The 17,956-nt window shown below is 67.2% G+C and carries 18 protein-coding genes; 8 read left to right on the top strand and 10 right to left on the bottom strand.

Annotated features, from left to right (window positions below; all coding sequences use genetic code 11):
- Positions 1–28: 28 nt before the first annotated feature.
- Positions 29–424, bottom strand: a complete 396-nt coding sequence (locus VXD91_RS18670; protein WP_226519814.1) for an STAS domain-containing protein — start codon at positions 422–424, stop codon at positions 29–31.
- Positions 425–606: 182 nt separating this feature from the next.
- Here VXD91_RS18670 and VXD91_RS18665 point away from each other — a divergent pair, with 182 nt between their 5' ends.
- A complete protein-coding gene (locus VXD91_RS18665; RefSeq protein ID WP_346416073.1) occupies positions 607–1,209 on the top strand; it encodes a TetR/AcrR family transcriptional regulator in 603 nt (200 codons plus the stop codon).
- Positions 1,210–1,253: 44 nt separating this feature from the next.
- On the top strand, positions 1,254–2,408 hold the full coding sequence (locus VXD91_RS18660; protein WP_346416072.1) for an acetyl-CoA C-acetyltransferase: 1,155 nt from the start codon (positions 1,254–1,256) through the stop codon (positions 2,406–2,408).
- On the opposite strand, the gene VXD91_RS18655 is transcribed toward VXD91_RS18660, so the two are convergent.
- Entirely contained in the window at positions 2,392–2,775 is a 384-nt protein-coding gene (locus VXD91_RS18655) for a hypothetical protein (RefSeq protein ID WP_346416070.1), read from the bottom strand. The two genes, VXD91_RS18660 and VXD91_RS18655, sit on opposite strands and share 17 nt — an antisense overlap.
- A 19-nt stretch (positions 2,776–2,794) precedes the next feature.
- Positions 2,795–3,370 carry a QsdR family transcriptional regulator gene (locus VXD91_RS18650; protein WP_346416069.1) on the bottom strand — a complete coding sequence of 192 codons (576 nt, stop codon included), beginning with the start codon at positions 3,368–3,370 and terminating at the stop codon, positions 2,795–2,797.
- Positions 3,371–3,506: 136 nt separating this feature from the next.
- On the opposite strand from VXD91_RS18650, the gene VXD91_RS18645 reads away from it, so the two are divergent.
- From VXD91_RS18645 to VXD91_RS18635, 3 genes are read left to right on the top strand one after another with little or no spacing between them, the layout of a single operon-like run.
- A complete protein-coding gene (locus VXD91_RS18645) occupies positions 3,507–4,289 on the top strand; it encodes an SDR family oxidoreductase (RefSeq protein WP_346416067.1) in 783 nt (260 codons plus the stop codon).
- Between the two features lie 30 nt (positions 4,290–4,319).
- Positions 4,320–5,852 (top strand): wax ester/triacylglycerol synthase family O-acyltransferase, encoded by a 1,533-nt coding sequence (locus VXD91_RS18640; protein ID WP_318985436.1) that lies wholly within the window; start codon positions 4,320–4,322, stop codon positions 5,850–5,852.
- 20 nt (positions 5,853–5,872) lie between these two features.
- Positions 5,873–6,835, top strand: coding sequence for a cation transporter (locus tag VXD91_RS18635; RefSeq protein ID WP_346416066.1), 963 nt, complete (start codon positions 5,873–5,875; stop codon positions 6,833–6,835).
- On the opposite strand, the gene VXD91_RS18630 is transcribed toward VXD91_RS18635, so the two are convergent.
- Entirely contained in the window at positions 6,832–7,728 is an 897-nt protein-coding gene (locus tag VXD91_RS18630; RefSeq protein WP_318985438.1) for a LysR family transcriptional regulator, read from the bottom strand. The genes VXD91_RS18635 and VXD91_RS18630 overlap by 4 nt on opposite strands.
- A 92-nt stretch (positions 7,729–7,820) precedes the next feature.
- Between VXD91_RS18630 and VXD91_RS18625 the strand changes: the two genes are divergently transcribed.
- Positions 7,821–10,118, top strand: a complete 2,298-nt coding sequence (locus VXD91_RS18625) for an FdhF/YdeP family oxidoreductase (RefSeq protein ID WP_212807233.1) — start codon at positions 7,821–7,823, stop codon at positions 10,116–10,118.
- A gap of 60 nt (positions 10,119–10,178) precedes the next feature.
- On the opposite strand, the gene VXD91_RS18620 is transcribed toward VXD91_RS18625, so the two are convergent.
- The 6 genes from VXD91_RS18620 to echA20 form a co-directional block, all read right to left on the bottom strand.
- On the bottom strand, positions 10,179–11,171 hold the full coding sequence (locus tag VXD91_RS18620; RefSeq protein WP_318985439.1) for an FUSC family protein: 993 nt from the start codon (positions 11,169–11,171) through the stop codon (positions 10,179–10,181).
- Between the two features lie 123 nt (positions 11,172–11,294).
- On the bottom strand, positions 11,295–12,113 hold the full coding sequence (locus tag VXD91_RS18615) for a lysophospholipid acyltransferase family protein (RefSeq protein ID WP_318985440.1): 819 nt from the start codon (positions 12,111–12,113) through the stop codon (positions 11,295–11,297).
- Positions 12,114–12,696: 583 nt separating this feature from the next.
- Positions 12,697–13,767: a (3aS,4S,5R,7aS)-5-hydroxy-7a-methyl-1-oxo-octahydro-1H-indene-4-carboxyl-CoA dehydrogenase gene (gene ipdC, locus VXD91_RS18610; protein ID WP_346416065.1), complete on the bottom strand. Its 1,071-nt coding sequence runs from the start codon at positions 13,765–13,767 to the stop codon at positions 12,697–12,699.
- A 3-nt stretch (positions 13,768–13,770) separates the two neighbouring features.
- Positions 13,771–14,520 (bottom strand): cholesterol ring-cleaving hydrolase subunit IpdB, encoded by a 750-nt coding sequence (ipdB, locus tag VXD91_RS18605; RefSeq protein ID WP_212807229.1) that lies wholly within the window; start codon positions 14,518–14,520, stop codon positions 13,771–13,773.
- Positions 14,517–15,416: a cholesterol ring-cleaving hydrolase subunit IpdA gene (ipdA, locus tag VXD91_RS18600; protein WP_212807228.1), complete on the bottom strand. Its 900-nt coding sequence runs from the start codon at positions 15,414–15,416 to the stop codon at positions 14,517–14,519. The genes ipdB and ipdA overlap by 4 nt, the downstream gene beginning before the upstream one ends.
- Position 15,417: 1 nt before the next feature.
- Positions 15,418–16,173: a (7aS)-7a-methyl-1,5-dioxo-2,3,5,6,7,7a-hexahydro-1H-indene-carboxyl-CoA hydrolase gene (gene echA20, locus VXD91_RS18595; protein ID WP_212807227.1), complete on the bottom strand. Its 756-nt coding sequence runs from the start codon at positions 16,171–16,173 to the stop codon at positions 15,418–15,420.
- Positions 16,174–16,230: 57 nt separating this feature from the next.
- Here echA20 and VXD91_RS18590 point away from each other — a divergent pair, with 57 nt between their 5' ends.
- Together VXD91_RS18590 and VXD91_RS18585 are read left to right on the top strand one after the other, a co-directional pair.
- A complete protein-coding gene (locus VXD91_RS18590; protein WP_226519803.1) occupies positions 16,231–16,995 on the top strand; it encodes an SDR family oxidoreductase in 765 nt (254 codons plus the stop codon).
- Positions 16,996–17,008: 13 nt separating this feature from the next.
- Entirely contained in the window at positions 17,009–17,914 is a 906-nt protein-coding gene (locus VXD91_RS18585; RefSeq protein WP_318985441.1) for an SDR family oxidoreductase, read from the top strand.
- Positions 17,915–17,956: the final 42 nt, after the last annotated feature.

The raw sequence follows: 17,956 nt of genomic DNA, 5'->3' as shown, positions 1-17,956 counted from the left end.
ACTGGTCAGTACCCACTGGCGCAAGGCTTTATGTCGCTACAGCCGCGAGAGCTTCGTCGCGGGTGGCGAAAAGCTCGACGATCTCGGCAATTCCGACGAGCTCGAGGGGGCGGCGGGTGGCGGGGCCGTCCGCAACCAGCACGAACCGGATACCGGGCGCCAGTTCTTCGTTGGCGGCCGCCAGCGCTCCCATGCCGGCGGAGGCCAGGAAACCCACCTCGGTCAAGTCGACAAGGAGGGCGGCGGGGCTGTCGTCCTGGGCTGCAGATCGGATCGCTGCGGCAAGCTGCGGTGCGGTGAGCATGTCGACGGTTCCCGTCACCGCCACCACGGCGACCTGCCCGCTGCGATGGTGCTCGATGGTGCATGCCGGCGGCGCCAGGTCGCCCGGGTTGTCGCCCGCTGGACTCGATTGACCGGTCATTTCTCCTCCCGAGGGGTCAACGCCTTCAGTGGCAGCGGACAAGATGATATCGACCGCGGGCGGGGTCGCGTATAGACCGTGTTCGCCGTCTACGCTCCCACGAGGGGCGGGCGAGCCCGCGAATCGAGCCGCCAGCAGGGCGGATATCGACCTAACAAGCGCTTGGTTGCTATGCTGTCCCGATGGTGTCTGAATTGCCCAGCCCACAGGCCAGCAGGCGCGACGAGCTTCTCGAGCTCGCCGCGGCGATGTTCGCTGAGCGTGGGCTGAAGGCAACCACTGTCCGGGACATCGCAGACTCGGCAGGAATCCTGTCAGGCAGTCTCTACCATCACTTCAAATCGAAGGAACAGATGGTCGAAGAGGTCATGCGTGACTTCCTCGATTGGCTGTTCACCCGGTACGAGCACATCATCGCCACCGAGCCCGATCCGCTGGCGCGTTTCAAGGGTTTGTTCATGGCGTCGTTCGATGCCATCGAGCACCGGCACGCGCAGGTCGTCATCTATCAGGACGAGGCCAAGCGGCTCGGGGTCCTGCCGCAGTTCGCCTTCGTCGACGAACGCAACCGCCAGCAGCGCAAGATGTGGGTCGACGTTCTGAAGCAGGGCATGGCCGAAGGCGTCTTCCGGTCCGACCTCAACGTCGATCTGGTCTACCGCTTCATCCGTGACACCACCTGGGTCTCGGTGCGCTGGTACCAGCCGGGCGGCAAGTTGACCGCGGAAGACGTCGGGCAGCACTACCTGACCATCGTGCTCGGCGGCGTCGCGGTAGCCCCATAACGCCTTGCCGCCAAATGAGTTTCACCCAAAGAAGGAGATGAGAAATGGCCGCATCTGAGGCGTACGTCATCGACGCTGTGCGCACCGCCGTCGGCAAGAAGGGTGGTGGCCTCTCCGGTTACCACCCGATCGATCTCGGCGTGGAGGTGTACCGCGGGATCTTCGCGCGCAACGACGTCGACCCCGCCGCGTTCGACGACGTCATCGTGGGCTGCGTCGACGCCATCGGTGGGCAGGCCGGCAACATCGGCCGCCTGACCTGGCTCGCCGCCGGCTACGACGAGGGCGTGCCCGGCACCACGGTCGACCGGCAGTGTGGTTCCTCGCAGCAGGCCATTTCCTTTGGCGCGCAGGCCATCATGTCCGGCACCGCCGACCTGATCTTGGCCGCCGGCATCCAGAACATGAGCCAGATTCCGATCAGCTCGGCGATGATCGTCGGTGAGCAGTTCGGCTTCACCTCGCCGACCAACGAGTCGAAGCGCTGGGTGGAACGCTATGGCGACCAGGAGATTTCGCAGTTCCGCGGCGCCGAGATGATCGCCGAGCAGTGGGACATCTCCCGCGAAGACATGGAAGAGTTCGCATTCAACAGCCACCAGCGGGCGTTCACCGCGATCCGTGAGGGCCGCTTCGACAACGAGATCATCCCGGTCGACGGCTTCAAGGTCGACGAGGGCCCGCGCGAGAGCACCCGCGAGAAGCTGGCCTCGCTGAAGGTCCTGGTCGAGGGCGGCCGGCTGACCGCCGCGCTGGCCAGCCAGATTTCGGATGGCGCGTCGGCAACGCTGCTGGCCTCCGAGGCAGCGGTCAAGGCGCACGGCCTCAAGCCGCGGGCCCGCATCCACCACATCAGCTGCCGCGGCGACGACCCGGTGAAGATGCTGACCGGCCCGATCCCCGCGACCAAGTACGCGCTGGAGAAGACCGGCCTGACCATGGACGACATCGACGTCGTCGAGATCAACGAGGCGTTCGCATCCGTCGTACTGGCGTGGGCCAAGGAGCTCAACGTCGACCTGGCGAAGGTGAACCCCAACGGCGGCGGCATCGCGCTGGGCCACCCGCTCGGCGCCACCGGTGCCAAGCTGTTCGCCACCATGCTCAACGAGCTGGAGCGCACGGGCGGCCGCTACGGCCTGCAGACGATGTGCGAGGGCGGCGGCACCGCCAACGTCACCATCATCGAGCGCCTCTGATATCACGCACGACGAAGCTGCCCCTTTCCTCCGGGAGGGGGCAGTTTTGTGTCTGTCCGGGTTTACCGGTTCGAATGAACGGGCATTCGGCAATCATGTTGAGGTCCATCGTCGTCGTGTCCGTGGCAGCAGTTGCTCTCGGTGCAAGCGCCTGTTCGGACGAGTCGCCACCGCCGTCGCAGCCCACCTCCAGCACGAGCACGACGGTGACTTCGACGGAGATCATCCCGGGAGTTCCGGTCGGTCCGTCGACGCCGCCGACGACCCCGTCGACGCGGGCCAGCACCAGCACCGTCACCGTCACGGTGCCGCCGCCCAGCGTGACGATTCCCAATCCACCGCCGGTGCCGGCTGTGCCCGGGCCCATGGGCCCCGGCCGGTAGGGATTACCCGGGTCGGTGGCCCAGCAGCGCGCCGATGGCCTGCTCGGCCTTGCCGACCTCCAGCGGTTCGCCGGTGATGATGTCGGCGTAGAGGAACGACTCCACGATGCGGACGATGAGGAACGCGAGGTCGCGCGGGGGCAGCGGCGGGTCCAGTTGACCCGTCGCGATCTCGTCGTTGAGTAGCTCTTCGATCGCGCCGACGAGGCGGCCCTGCAATGTCCCGGCACGGGTGGCCAGAATCCGCAGGGCGCGTTCGGGTTCGCGCCGCAGGAACGCCTGGAAGAAGCCGGCCTCGTCGATCACGGTGGCGAAGTGGCCGACGGCCCGCGCGATGTGCGCGGCGCCGTGCCCGGGTGCCGCGTCGATAGACGCCTGGAGTGTGGGCTCGGCCAGCGACCACAGGATTTCCGCGATCAGTTCGTCACGCCCGCCGACCCAGCGGAACAGCGTGGCCCGGTTGATGCCGAGTTCGGTTGCCAGTTCCTGCATTTCGATGCGGCGACCCTCGATGAACCAGCGGCGCGCGATGCGGAACGCCTCGAGTGGGTCGGGGCGCCGGTCTGTCGACGCGAGCATGCGACCCAACGGTGTCTCGCTGATGGCACACCTCCTGTTCATCTCGCCGTCTCCGCATCATGGTAGCGGCTGATGTCTGAGTGAGATATATCTCGATCAGTCTCGTCTGTGCAACATATCTGGATATGATGCACGAGTGACCCAGAGCGACGCAGCTTCGATCCTTGATCTCTTCCGTCTCGATGGCCGCGTCGCGGTCGTCACCGGCGCCTCGAGCGGCCTCGGCGTCGGATTCGCGCAGGCATTGGCGCAGGCCGGCGCCGACGTCGTGCTCGGTGCGCGCCGCGAAGACCGGCTGGCCGAGACCAAGGCGCTGGTGGAAGCCGCTGGTCGCCGGGCCGTCGCCGTGCGCACCGACGTCACCAATCCGGACGACTGCAAGGCCCTCGTACAAGCCGCGGTCGAATCCTTCGGACGGGTCGACATTCTGGTGAACAATGCGGGAGTGGGCACGGCCGTCCCGGCGACGCGCGAAACGCCCGAGCAGTTCCGGTCCGTCATCGACCTGAACCTGAACGGGTGTTACTGGATGGCGCAAGCATGTGCCGCCCACATGCAGCCGGGCAGCTCGATCATCAACGTCAGCAGCATTCTCGGCCTGACCACCGCGGGCCTCCCGCAGGCGGCCTACGCGTCATCGAAGGCGGGCCTGATCGGCCTGACGCGCGACCTCGCCCAGCAGTGGACGGGACGCAAGGGCATCCGCGTCAATGCCCTGGCGCCGGGATTCTTCGCCTCTGAGATGACCGATCAGTATGCGGACGGCTACTTCGAAACCACCGTCCTGCCCCGGACCCTGGCCGGAAGGCTCGGGCGCACAGAGGAACTCAGCGCCGCACTGATCTTCCTGGCCAGCGACGCCAGCAGCTACGTCACCGGAATCACCCTGCCCGTCGAGGGTGGCTTGCTCACCAGCTGAGCTGGAAACCCAACAAGGAGAAGAACACTCGTGAAGCAGCTCAGCGGCATGGACGCCACCTTCCTCTACCTGGAGACGCCGACGACGTTCGGTCACGTCACCGGGCTGATGATCTTCGAGCGGCCCAGCGAGGAGTTCGACCCCTACGCGGCCGTGCACGCCAAGTACGCGTCGCTCATCGGTGAGCTCGAACCACTGCGGCGGCGACTGGTCGAGGTGCCGCTGGGTCTCGACCATCCCTACTGGGTGGACGACCCGAACTTCGATCTGGACTTCCACATCCGCGAAATCCATTTGGCCCGACCGGGAATGGTCGATCAGCTGGCCGATCAGGTGTCGCGCATCGTCGGCCGCCCGATGGACCGGAGCCGGCCGCTGTGGGAGGTCTACGTCATCGATGGCCTGGACGACGGGAACTGGGCGATGCTGACGAAGTATCACCACGCCACCATCGACGGCGCCGCCGGGCAGTTGATGCTCAACATCCTGACCGACACCGATCCGAACGCCACGCCGCCCGCTCCCGGCCGGGCGTGGGAAGCCGAGCCGCTACCCAGCGATATCGATCTGCTCCGCCGCGCCGTCATCAACCTGGCAGGCCATCCGGTCAAGGCATTGCGGTTCCAGACCCGGCTGGTCGGCCAGCTCGCCGACGCGGCCGGCATCGACAGCATCGGCAGCGCCGCCAGCAAGGCCGGTTCGGCCATCAAAGCCATTGCGCGCCTTGGCAAAGAAGACGGCCCGAAGATTCCGCTGCCCACCTCGGCGGCGCCGCCGACGCCGTGGAACAAGCCCATCACCGGGCATCGCCGGTTCGCCATGCGCACCGCGTCGCTGGAAAACGTCAAGCAACTCAAGACCGCAACCGGCGGCACGGTCAACGACATCGTCATGGCGATCTGCGCCGGCGGCCTGCGCAGCTACCTGCTCGCCCACGACGCGCTGCCCGACGGTCCGCTGCGCGCCATGGTGCCGGTGTCGATCCGTACCGGCGACGAGGAGGACCCGTGGACCAACCGGGTGTCCGCGATCTTCCCCGAACTGCCGACCGACTGCGCGGACCCGCTCGAGCGCGTGGCCCGCTGCCGCGAGGCCATGCTCGACGCCAAGCGTCTGCTGGACCTGGTGCCCGCCAGCCAACTCGGCGACATGGCGCAGGTGTCGGCACCGGTGCTGTCGACGTCCGCCATGCGGCTGGCGTCCCGCTTCGGGCTGGCGCACCGGATCGCGGCCACGCCGTTCAACCTGGTGATCTCGAACGTGCCCGGTCCGCGCAAGCCGCTGTACTTCGCAGGCGCGCAGCTGGTCCATCAGTTCCCGGTGTCGATCGTCACCGAAGGACAGGGACTGAACATCACCGTGGTGAGCTATCTGGACCGGCTGGACTTCGGCTTCATCGTCGACCGCGAGCTGGTGCCCGACGTGTGGGACCTGGCCGACATGCACATCGATGAGATCGGCCGGCTGATGGCGGCCAGTGGCGCCGAATGGGTGCAGGAGCCGCAACCCCCGGCGCCGCGGCGTGGACCGGTCCGCATCGTGCAACCCGGCGACGCCTACTGACGGGCTCTAGTGTTCAGGGCATGAGTGGATCGGACGACAACAGCTTCCTCACGGTGGTCGTCGCACTCGGTGCCAACGCCCTGATCGCGGTGGCCAAGACCGTCGCCGCCGTCGTCACGGGCAGCGCGTCGATGCTCGCCGAGTCCGCGCATTCCTGGGCGGACACCGGTAATGAGGTGTTCCTGCTCATCGGCACCCGCCAGTCGGACAAGCCGGCCGATGCCCAACATCGGCTGGGTTACGGCCGCGCGGGCTACATCTGGTCGATGTTCGCGGCTTTCGGCCTGTTCACCGTCGGCGCCGTGGTGTCGATCTGGCACGGCATCCAGTCCCTCAAAGGCGAAGCCGAGGCGACGTCCTACGGCTGGGCCTATGCGGTGCTCGCGGTTTCGTTCCTGTTGGAGGGATCGTCTTTCCTGCAAGCGTTTTCGCAGACGAAGTCCGGCGCTCTCGAACGGCGGATCCATCCGTTGCGCTATATCCGCGTCACGTCGAACCCCATGCTGCGGGCCGTCTTCGCCGAGGACCTCTCGGCCCTCATCGGCATCGTGCTCGCGACGTGCGGCATCTTGGCGCACCAGCTCACCGGCAACGCGGTCTGGGACGCCATCGGCTCGATCCTGGTCGGTCTGCTGCTCGGGGGCGTGGCGCTGTTCCTCATCGAGCGCAACATGGATTTCCTGACGGGGGAGACGGTCACGCCGCTTGCGCGCAACAACGCGCTGCTGGCCCTGCTGGACCATCACGACATCGAGCGGGTCAGCTATCTGCACATGGAATGGGTTGGGGCGAACCGGATCTACCTCGTCGCCGCCGTCGACCTCGTCGGTGACGCGGCCGAATCGAACGTCGCCGCACGGCTCAACGCCATCGCCGACGCGTTGGCCGCGCGCCCCGAGATCGTGCGGGCCGTGCTGACGCTGACCCGGCCGGGGGACACCACCGATCTGCGGCCCAGCGAGCTTCCCGGGTGGTATCGCTAGTCGGGCTTCATCGGCGCGCGGTGCGCCGTCGCGACCAATGCTCGCGCCAGCACCGAACCGGGTTCGGCAGCGCTGGTGACCAGCGCGACCGTCGCCGTCACCTGAGGTTCCTCCAGCGGCACCACTCGCACGCCGTCCGGCGGGCGCAACGTGTGCAGCCAGGTCTGGGGGACGATGCTCGCCCAGCGGCCACCGCTGACCTGCGCCAGCAGGGACACCACCGAGTCGGCTTCGAGCCGCGGTGTGGCCGTCAGGCTGTGCGCCGCCAGGACATCGTCGAGCAGCTGCCGGCCCCGCATCCCCGTGTTCAGCAGGCACAGCGGGAGTTCCAGGGCGTCGGACCAGGTCAGCGGATTCGGCTGGCTGGCAAGCAGTTCGGCGCCCGCGATCAGCACCTGCCGTTCTTCGTAGAGCGGTGTGACGGTCAGGCCTGTGGTGTCGACGCCGTCGGGGTAGATGATGCCCGCGTCGAGTTCGAAGCGGCGGATGCGCTCGACGATGCCCGCCGAGCGCAGGCTGCTCTCCAATTGCACTCGTACCAAGGGGTGTTCGAGGCAGAACGGATCGGTCAGCAGGGCCACCGTGCCCGACGCGGCCGGGATGACGCCGAGCCGCAGCTCGCCCGTCAGACCCGTCTGCAACGCGGTGACCTCGTGGATGAGGGCATCGTGATCGGCCAGGATCCGGCGCGCCCACAACACCAGCCGTTCACCTTCGGGCGTGAGGCCCTCGAAGCTCTGCCCGCGCCGCACCAGTGGGACCTTGAGTTCGTTCTCGAGCTTGCGGATGGCCTCGGACAATGCCGGCTGCGAGACGTAGCAGGCGGCAGCGGCGCGCGCGAAGTGCTTCTCGCGGGCGAGCGCCACGAAGTATTCGAGCTGGCGAAACAGCATGGACTATTCGACCACGGTCGATAGGCGATGCCTATCAGGCTCACGGAAATTGCCCTTGGACTCAGGCGTCGGTTTCCGAGCAGACTTATCGCATGACCGACCGGAGCATTGAGCAGCGAGTCGATACCGAGGGACACGGCGAGCCCGAGTTCCATCCCTACCACCATCCCGCGGCCGGCTGGGGCGCGGCGATCAGCGTCACGAAGTTCCTGGCCCGCGAGCGCGAACCCATCAGCGGACCGCACGCGATCATGAAGATGAACCACGAGGACGGTGGCTTCGACTGCCCGGGCTGCGCCTGGCCCGACGACATGAAGGGCCTCAAGCTCGACATCTGCGAGAACGGCATCAAGCACGTCACGTGGGAGATGACGCACAAGCGCTGCGGGCCGGAGTTCTTTGCCCAGCACACGGTTTCGGAACTGGCGGGGTGGAGTGACTTCGCGCTCGAAGACACCGGCCGACTCACCGAACCGATGGTGTACGACGCCGAGACCGACCGCTACAAGCCCATCAGCTGGCGCGACGCCTTCGACCTCGTCGGCCGGGCGCTGGCGGAACTCGACGACCCGAACCAGGCGTCGTACTACACGTCGGGCCGGCTCGGTAACGAGGCGACGTTCCTCTATCAACTGATGGCCCGCGAGCTGGGCACCAACAATCTGCCCGACTGCTCCAACATGTGCCACGAGGCCAGTGGCCGCGCCATGCAGGCGGCCCTCGGCACCGGCAAGGGCACCGTCGACCTCGAGGACTGGGAGACCGCCGACGCGCTGTTCGTCATCGGCGTCAACGCCGCCTCCAATGCGCCCCGCATGCTCACCGCGCTGTCGGAGGCCTATCGCCGCGGCGCGCAGATCGTGCACATCAACCCGCTGGTCGAGGCCGGCGCCACCAAGACCATCATCCCGCATGACTTCCTGCGGATGGCGACCTTCAAGTCCACCAAGACGAGCACGCTGAACCTGCAGCCCCGGATCGGCGGCGACATGGCCCTCATCCGTGGCATCGCCAAAGCTGTTCTGGAACAAGCAGAAACGGATCCGAAGGCGCTCGACATCGAGTTCATCGAGCGGTACACCACCGGGTTCGAGGCCTATCGGGCCGCGGTCGAGGCGACGTCGTGGGACGAGATCGTCTACAAGTCCGGGGTGTCGCAGCGCGATATCCGCAGGGCCGCCAAGATTTACCGCGACGCGGACCGCAGCATCATCAGCTGGTGCCTCGGCGTCACCCAGCACGAACACGGCGTCGACAGCGTCCGGGAAATCGTGAATCTGCTTCTGCTGCGAGGCAATCTGGGCCGTGAGGGCGCCGGACCGTCGCCGGTGCGCGGGCACAGCAACGTGCAGGGCAACCGCACGTGCGGTATCGACCACCGGCCGACCGAGGAGTTCCTGGACCGGCTGGCCGAGGTCTGCGGCATCGACCCGCCCCGTGCGCACGGGCTCGACACCGTCCACACCATCGAGGGCATGCACAGCGGTGACGTCAAGGTGTTCATCGGTATGGGCGGCAATTTCGCCAGTGCCGCACCGGATACCGCGTACACCTTCGAGGGCCTGCAGAAGTGCGACCTCACCGTCCAGGTCAGCACCAAACTCAACCGCAGCCACGTGATTCACGGCCGTCAGGCCCTGATCCTGCCGTGCCTCGGCCGCACCGAGAAGGACCAGCAGAAGGAGGGCATCCAGTCCACGTCGGTCGAGGACTCGATGAGCATGGTGCACCTGTCGGTCGGCATGAAGAAGCCGGCGTCACCGCACCTGCTGTCCGAGCCGGCGATCATCGCCGGTATCGCCGCGGCCGCGCTGCCGAACAGCCAGACGCCGTGGCACTGGTACGTCGAGGACTACGACCGCATCCGCGACACGATGGCCAAGGTGCTCAACGGTTTCGAGGACTTCAACCGCCGGGTCCGGTTGCCGCTCGGCTTCCGGATCAAGCAGCCCGCACGGGAACTGATCTTCCTGACGCCGTCGGGCCGCGCGGAGTTCTCGGCCGTCGAGCTGCCCGACGACACTGTCAGCGAAGGCACGCTCATCCTGGCGACGCTGCGCTCGCACGACCAGTGGAACACCACCGTGTACTCCGACAACGACCGGTACCGCGGCATCAAGAACCTGCGCACGCTCATCTTCATGAACGAGCGCGACATGGCCGACCGCGGCATCAAGGAGTTCGACGACGTCGACATCGTCGCCACCGCGCGCGACGGCAGCGTCCGCTCACTGCGCCGCTACAAGGCCGTGCCCTACGGCATCCCGCGCGGCAACGCGGCCGGCTACATGCCGGAGATGAATGTGCTCTGTGCCATCGGCGATTTCAGCTCGCAGAGCGACCAGCCCATCATGAAGAACGTCAAGGTGACGGTGACGAAGTCTGCCTAGTCGAACCTGAGCTTGTGTGCCAGATTCCCCGCGGGACTGGCACACAAGCTCAGGTTCGCGCTACTCGCGGGCACCCGGCAACAGCATCGCCACCGCGATCGCGGCGGTGACGCCGATGATCGTGTCGATGCCACGAGCGGTCAGCAACACCAGCGGTTCGGTGGGCGCGGCAAGGTCGGTCATCAGCATGATCAGCGGCGTGAAGAAGCCCAGCGCGACCGCGTGGTGGTGCGCCATGAACAGTTCGGTTGGGAACAACAGGACCATGACGCAGATCGCCAGCACATACTCGCTGGGCCCCGGCACGAGCAGTGCGGCCGCCACGGCCAGGCCGATGAAAGTGCCACCCAGGCGGTGGATTCCGCGCCTGATGCGACCACTGGCGTCGGCGGCCGCCAACGGTCCGGCCGCGGCCGCGATGGCCCAGTTGGCGTGGTCGACGCCCAGCGCCAGGCCGGCGGTACCGGCGGCGGTGATGGCGAGCGCGTAGCGGCCGGAGTGGATCAGCACATCGCGCCGGTTCGGCAGGGAAAGCCGGGCGGGTGGCGTCACGGCTCGCGGCGCGTCGAGTACACCCAGCAGGACGCACAACAAAGCCGTTGCGGCACAGAGCAATATCGCCGACGAAGGCGCGACGCGGCCCGCGGGCACCGTGGCAATGGCACCCAGCGCGAAGACACCGTAGAACGGCCCCTCTGGCTTGAGCGCGAGGTAGTCGGTCACCACCGAGCCGATGGATGCGAATGCCACGGCGGCGATGACCAGGACCGCCGGTGGCACATGGGAATTGGCGAGTGCCACGCCGATGGCCACGCCGAGGACCAGGATCACGCCACCCTGGGTCTGATGCGCGAACCGCCGGCCGCGACTTTCCGTGCGGCCGTACATGCCGGTGATCGCACCGAACACCGCGTAGATGATCAGGTCGGGGCGTCCCGCGGCCAGCAGCGCGACACCCGGGATGGCCAACCCGAGCGCGACCCGTAACGCGGGCCGGTGGTCTTCCGTCGGTGGGGTCATGGCCCGGCGCACGCGCAGGTAGACGGTGCGCATGGGCCCACTCCGATCGATGACGATGTCAGCCCCAATAAGGTTTCCGCAGCGGGGAACGGCCGTCAAAGTGGAAGTTCCGAGCACGTGATCGGCGGCGCCTATCGAGGACGCCGCCGCACTGCGTCAGCCCAGCACAGGGAAGCTGCGGCGCTTGGCCAGCCGGTCCATGCCGGACTGGATGGCGAACTGCACCTCGTCGTACACCTTGTCGACGTAGGCGGCATCGTTCGCGCGCTCCGGGTCGGTGTCGACGTAGATGGGGTCGAGCAGCTCGGTGCGGATTTTCGCGGGCAGCGGCAGGTGCATCGGCAGCACCTCGACGGCCAGCGGGAACGGGAAGCCGGCGATGATCGGCATGTTGGCGCCGCGCAACCGCTTTCCGAGGCCGCTCCACTTGGCCAGGAACTTGCCTTCGTTCAGCACGAAGACGGTGTCGTGCCCACCGATGGTGGCCACGGGGACGATCGGCACACCGGACCGGATCGCCTGCTTCACAAAGCCTTTGCGGCCGGCAAGGATCGCCTTGTCGCGGTCGCGCCAGGCGCGCATCGCGTCGAGCTCACCGCCCGGCCACACCACGACGTCGCGGCCCGCAGCCAGCGCGTTGGTCACCCCGTCGCGCGACGCGGGTATGACGCCGACGGCACGGAAGTAGTCACCGAGGCCGGGGGCACCCATCAGCACGTCGTGCGCGGTGCCGTGCAGGATGCGCTGCCCGTCGAAATGCCGGTACCAGGAGTGCACCAGGGTCCAGGCGTCCATGGTCAGGGAGCCGCCGGAGTGGATGCCGATCAGCAGCGACGGCTCGTAGGGCACCTTGTGCCAGCCGTCGATCTCGAGCCGGAAGTAGTGGTCGCACAGGAAGTTCCAGATCGGGTTCTGGACGTACCGCATGAACGTCGGGTTGGGGACGGCGGGCGGGGCGGCGGTCAGCGTGGTCATGAGTCCTCGTTTGCGGGGTCTGGCCGTCCGCGGCGCCTACCGATCGCGCGGACTATGGCGTTGATCGCGGCAAGGGTCAGAACGGGGAGCAAGGTGACGACGATGTAGGCCACACCACCGATGGCAGTCATTCGACCGGTTACCTCTCTGGTGCGGTTTGTCGAGCCTGTTATAGCAGGTAGGAACCTTGCCGCTGGGGTCGATGGCTACGCTACGGAGCTCGGGGAGGGGTTTCGACATCCCCGGCAGCCGAAGATTCGGCACGGATCCGGCGATATGTTGTCGCGAGAAGCCAACGTCCACGGCCCGGGTTGACAGGCCGGGCGAATGTTGCTGCTCGCGTTGATCGTGCGCCCAGGATCCTCGCTACTCGAACTTTGTCTGCGTGAGCGCACGCTCGACGCCACTAGGCATTTGCTTGTCGAGTGCCGAGCAGGCAGAGGCTCGCGACTGTGCCGCCAGCGCGTCTCAAGAGTGGACCTGACGATCTGTACGCACCCTCGACGCGAACCTCGCTGCCGCGCACAGGCGTAAGCCCCCAAATCCACAAAGATCTGGGGGCTTACGACTGGTCGTGCAGTAGTTAGACGATGTAGCTCGTCGCAGCCTGCAGGTGGGCGATGGCCTCGTCGGCGATCCGCGGCACCAGCTCGGCGCACGACGGCAGACTGTCGATGATGCCGGCCACCTGGCCCGAGGCCAGCACGCCCGCCTCGGTGTTGCCTTCCACCAGACCGGCTTTCAGCAGCATCGGGGTGTTGGCGGCCATGACGACCTGTGACCAGGTCAGGTCCTTGCCGTGGCGCATGGCCAGGCCGTCCTTGATCATCGACCGCCAGGTCATGCCCGACATCTTCTTGAACTTCTGCGCGTTGCCGACTGCGGCGACGAAACCGCGCACCGGAGAACCACTTTCGAGCTTCTCGACCAGACCCGTGCGCAGCACCCGGTGCGGCATGCCGTCGACGCGGGTCGACACCACGGTGCCGTCCAGTGCGGCTTCCAGGTAGCGCTGCTTGACGGCGTCCGGCACGGTCGAGTCCGAGGTCAGCAGGAACCGCGTGCCCATCGCGACGCCGGCGGCGCCGTAGGACAGCGCGGCCGCCAGGCCACGACCGTCGAAGAAACCGCCCGCGGCGATCACCGGCATACCGGTGTCCTTGACGGCGTCGAGCACCGACGGCAGCAGCAGCGTGGTGGCGATCGGGCCGGTGTGGCCACCGCCTTCGCCGCCCTGCACGATCACCGCGTCGGCACCCCAGCTCGCCACCTTCTTGGCGTGCTTGGCCAGGCCGACCGACGGGATCACCACGACGCCCGCATCTTTCAGCTTGGCGATCAGCTCGGGCTTGGGGGCCAGGGCGAAGGAGGCGACTTTGACTCCTTCGCGGATCAGGAGGTCGCAGCGGGCATCCGCATCGCCGGCGTCGGCACGCATGTTGATGCCGAAGGGCTTGTCGGTGGCCGCCCTGACCTTGGTGACGGCGGTCTGCAGCTCTTCCAGCGTCATCGTCGCCGACGCCAGAATGCCGAGCCCGCCGGCGTTGGAGGTGGCCGCGACCAGTCGCGCGCCGGCCACCCAGCCCATGCCGGTCTGCACGATCGGGTACTCGATGCCGACCAGTTCGGTCAGCGGTGTCCTGAGCTTGCCCATGACTTAGGCCTTGACCTCTTTGTCCCGCAACGACTTCGGGTCGATGACCTCACGCAGCAGCTGCAGTTCCTCGGCGGTCGGCAGGCGGGTCTCGCCGGCGGCGTCGAGGCCGTGCACCTCGAACGAGGTGTTGTCGGCGACCTCGTCGGCCGTCACACCCGGGTGCAGCGACACGGCGCGCATCTGGTGCTCGGGTCCGTTGAAGTCGAACACACCCAGGTTGGAGACCACCTGGTATACGTTCAGGAAGCGGTATGCCGGGTTGGCCGGATCGACCTTGTCCCAGCCGATTCCGGAGACGATGTCGACGGACTCGGCGAACACGCGCTTGGTGTGGTTACCCACGAAGTAGCTCGTGGCGTGGTTGATGCTGTTGCCGGGCGCGCCGCGGACACCGAACATCTGGCGCGTCGGCTGCTGGATCGGGCCGAAGGCCGACAGGTTCTGGTTGCCGTAGCGGTCGATCTGGTTGGCGCCCATGACCACATGGCGACGGCCCCAGGCCAGCGTCTCGAAGACGCGGTTGAACGGCATCCAGCCCTCGACGGCGAACGGGGCGCCGATCGCCGGGGTGTCGGCCAGCATGCGGGCCTCACCGTCGGTGATCACGATGTCGGGGGAGAAGGTCAGCCGGGCCAGGCGGGCGCCGATCTGCACGACGGTCGTCATGGGACTGGCCATGATTTCCCCTGCGTCACGGAACAATTCGGCACAGGCGACGGCACAGACCTCGGCGCGGGTTGCGTCACTCACTTGGCGGCCTCCTTCTGGGCTGCTTGGGCCTCGGCGAACTTACGGACCGCGGCCTGGTAGTCGGCCTCGGTTCCGGACAGGTAGGTCTTCACGAACTCGGCCCACGTCTCGTCCGAGCCGGCGGCCTCGGCGTAGTGGCGCTGGAACTTCTCGTCGCGCCGGTAGTCGGGCTCGTTGGTGGTGAAGTGGGCGCCATTGGGGGCCTCGACCACGGTGTCGACCATCATGCGGTTGATGATCTGCTGCTGCGGCACAACCGATTTCACCAGTTCTTCGGTGGAGACGATCTTCTCGACCGACAGGTGGCGGCGCTTGGCCGACATCAGGAACAGGTCGTCGAAGTAGGGATCGATGCCGGTGTAGGCGGCATTGCCCTTCACGTCACCGAGGTTCATGTGCACGAAGGCGGCGTCGAGGTTCAGCGCCGGCATGGCGATGAGTTCCTCGTGGGCACCGTCGGTCTCGTACGGCGAGGTGACGGTCTTGAGTTCGTCACCCCAGAAGGCGCGGACGTCGCTGCCCAGGCCGGCACGGATCGGCAGGAACGGAAGACGTTGTGCGGCAGCCTGCAGGCCACAGCGCAGCATGCCCTCGTCCATCTCGCGGGCCTCGATGGCGCCTTCGGTGCGGCGGCGCGCGAACCACGGGTCATAGAACGGCGGCGAGTCCAGCGACACGAAGCCGTAGTAGACGCGCTTGACCTTGCCTGCGGCACAGAGCAATCCGAGATCCGGGCCGCCGTAGGTGACGACGGTCAGGTCGGTCACGTCGGTGCGCAGCAGCGCCCGCACGAACGCCATCGGCTTGCGGCGCGAACCCCAGCCACCGATGCCGATGGTCATGCCGCTTTCGATCTCGGCTACGGCCGCATCGAGAGTTGTTGTCTTGTCTGCCATATTATTTCGACCCCTTGTTGGTCCCCGCGAACTCGTCGCGGTGCTCGTCGGACACGCCGGACAGATTCAGTTCGAAGGTGAAGCCCTGCTCCATGCGGTAGCGCGCGTTGACGGGCTGCACGTCGATGAAGTTCAGTGCCTCCTTGGCGGCGCGGATGACGCGGGTGTCCTTGCTCGCGATGTCGCGGGCGACGCGCAGCGCGGCCTCGTCGAGTTCTTCGCGCGGGACGACCTCGTGCACCGAACCGAAGTGCTGCAGCGTCGAGGCGGGCACGGTCGCGGCGGTGAAGAACAGCCGGCGCATCATGTGCTGGGGGACCAGGCGCGACAGGTGGGTCGCCGCGCCCAGGGCGCCGCGCTCGACCTCGGGGAGACCGAACTTCGCATCGTCGGACGCGACGATGACGTCGGCGTTGCCGACCAGGCCGATGCCGCCACCGACGCAGAAGCCGTTGACGGCCGCGACGACCGGGACCTGGCATTCGTACACCGCGCGGAACGCCTCGTAGCAGCCGCGGTTGGCGTCGATCAGCGCGCCGAAGCCCTCGGTGTTCTGCATTTCCTTGATGTCGACGCCGGCGTTGAAGCCGCGCCCCTCGGCCCGCAGGATCACCACGTGGGTGCTCTTGTCGCGCCCGGCGGCGGTGATCTGGTCGGCCAGCTCGAACCAACCGGCCGACGGGATGGCGTTGACCGGGGGGTAGTTCACGGTGACCGAGACGATGCCCGGTTCGACTGTCTTGGTGGTGATGGTCATCAGTCACTTCCTGGGGGACGGGTACCTAAGCAAGCACTTGCTTGGTACGCTAGCACAGTGACTGCTGGAATCAATCTGCAATTGGCCGGTCGCGTGGTGCTGGTCACCGGCGGTGTGCGCGGCGTCGGCGCCGGCATCAGCGCGGTGTTCGCCGAGCAGGGCGCCACCGTGATCACCTGCGCGCGGCGCGAGGTCGAGGGCTTGCCCTACGAGTTCCACGCCTGCGACGTTCGTGACGACGCGGCGGTCAAGGCCATGATCGACGCCATCGTCGCCAAGCACGGCCGGCTGGACGTCGTCGTCAACAACGCCGGTGGCTCGCCGTTCGCGCTGGCCGCCGACGCGTCGGCCAAGTTCAGCACCAAGATCATCGAGCTCAACCTGATTGCGCCGCTGCTGGTTTCGACGCACGCCAACGCGGTGATGCAGCAGCAGGACGCCGGCGGCGTGATCGTCAACATCTCCAGCGTCAGCGCCCACCGACCAACTCCGGGCACCGGTGCGTACGGTGCCGCCAAGGCCGGCATCGACAGCCTGACCACGACGCTCGCCGTCGAATGGTCGCCCAAGGTCCGGGTGAATTCCGTCATCGTCGGCATGGTCGAGACCGAGCAGTCCGAGCTGTTCTACGGCGACGCCGAGTCGGTCGCCGCCGTGGCCGCGACGGTGCCGCTGAAGCGGCTGGCCAAGCCCACCGACATCGGCTGGGCCGCAGCATTTTTGGCCTCCGAGGCCGCGTCGTACGTCAGCGGCGCGTCCCTGCAGGTCCACGGCGGCGGCGAGCCGCCGCACTACCTCGAAGCGTCAAGCGCCAACAAGTAAAGGGAGAGATCAAATGGGATTGCTCGACGGCCGCGTGGTCATCGTGACGGGTGCCGGTGGCGGAATCGGGCGTGAGCACGCGCTCGCGTTCGCCGCGGAAGGTGCCCGCGTCGTGGTCAACGACATCGGTGTCGGCCTGGATGGTTCGCCCGCCGGTGGCGGCAGCGCCGCACAGAACGTGGTCGACGAGATCGTCGCCGCCGGCGGCGAGGCCGTCGCCAACGGCTCGAACGTCGCGAACTGGGCGGAGGCCGAGGCCCTGATCCAGCAGGCCGTCGACACGTACGGCACGCTCGATGTGCTGGTGAACAACGCCGGCATCGTCCGCGACCGCATGCTCGCCAACGCCACCGAAGACGAATTCGACGCCGTCACCGCGGTGCACCTCAAGGGGCATTTCGCCACCATGAAGCACGCCGCCGCGTACTGGCGGGCCAAGTCCAAGGCCGGCGAGACCGTCGATGCCCGCATCATCAACACCAGCTCGGGCGCCGGCCTGCAGGGCAGCGTCGGCCAGGCCACCTACAGCGCCTCCAAGGCCGGCATCGCGGCACTCACGCTGGTCGCCGCGACCGAGATGGGTCGCTACGGCGTCACCGCCAACGCCATCGCGCCGTCGGCCCGGACCCGCATGACCGAGACGGTCTTCGCCGACATGATGGCCACTCAGGACCAGGCCTTCGATGCCATGGCGCCCGAAAACATCTCGCCCTTGGTGGTGTGGCTGGGCAGTGTCGAGTCGCGTGACGTCACGGGCAAGGTGTTCGAGCTCGAAGGCGGCAAGATTCGCATCGCCGAGGGCTGGGCGCACGGCCCTGAGATCGACAAGGGTGCCAAGTGGGACCCGGCCGAGCTGGGCCCCGTCGTCGCGGATCTGCTGGCCAAGGCACGTCCCGCGGTGCCGGTCTACGGCTCGTAACCGCCACGATTGCTGAAGCGTCCCCGCAACCAATCATGTTGC

It is taken from the genome of Mycobacterium sp. SM3041 (assembly GCF_039668335.1).
Lineage (GTDB): Bacteria > Actinomycetota > Actinomycetes > Mycobacteriales > Mycobacteriaceae > Mycobacterium.
The sequence above is the reverse complement of the archived record's forward strand: the minus strand, read 5'-3'. Positions and strand labels throughout refer to the sequence as shown.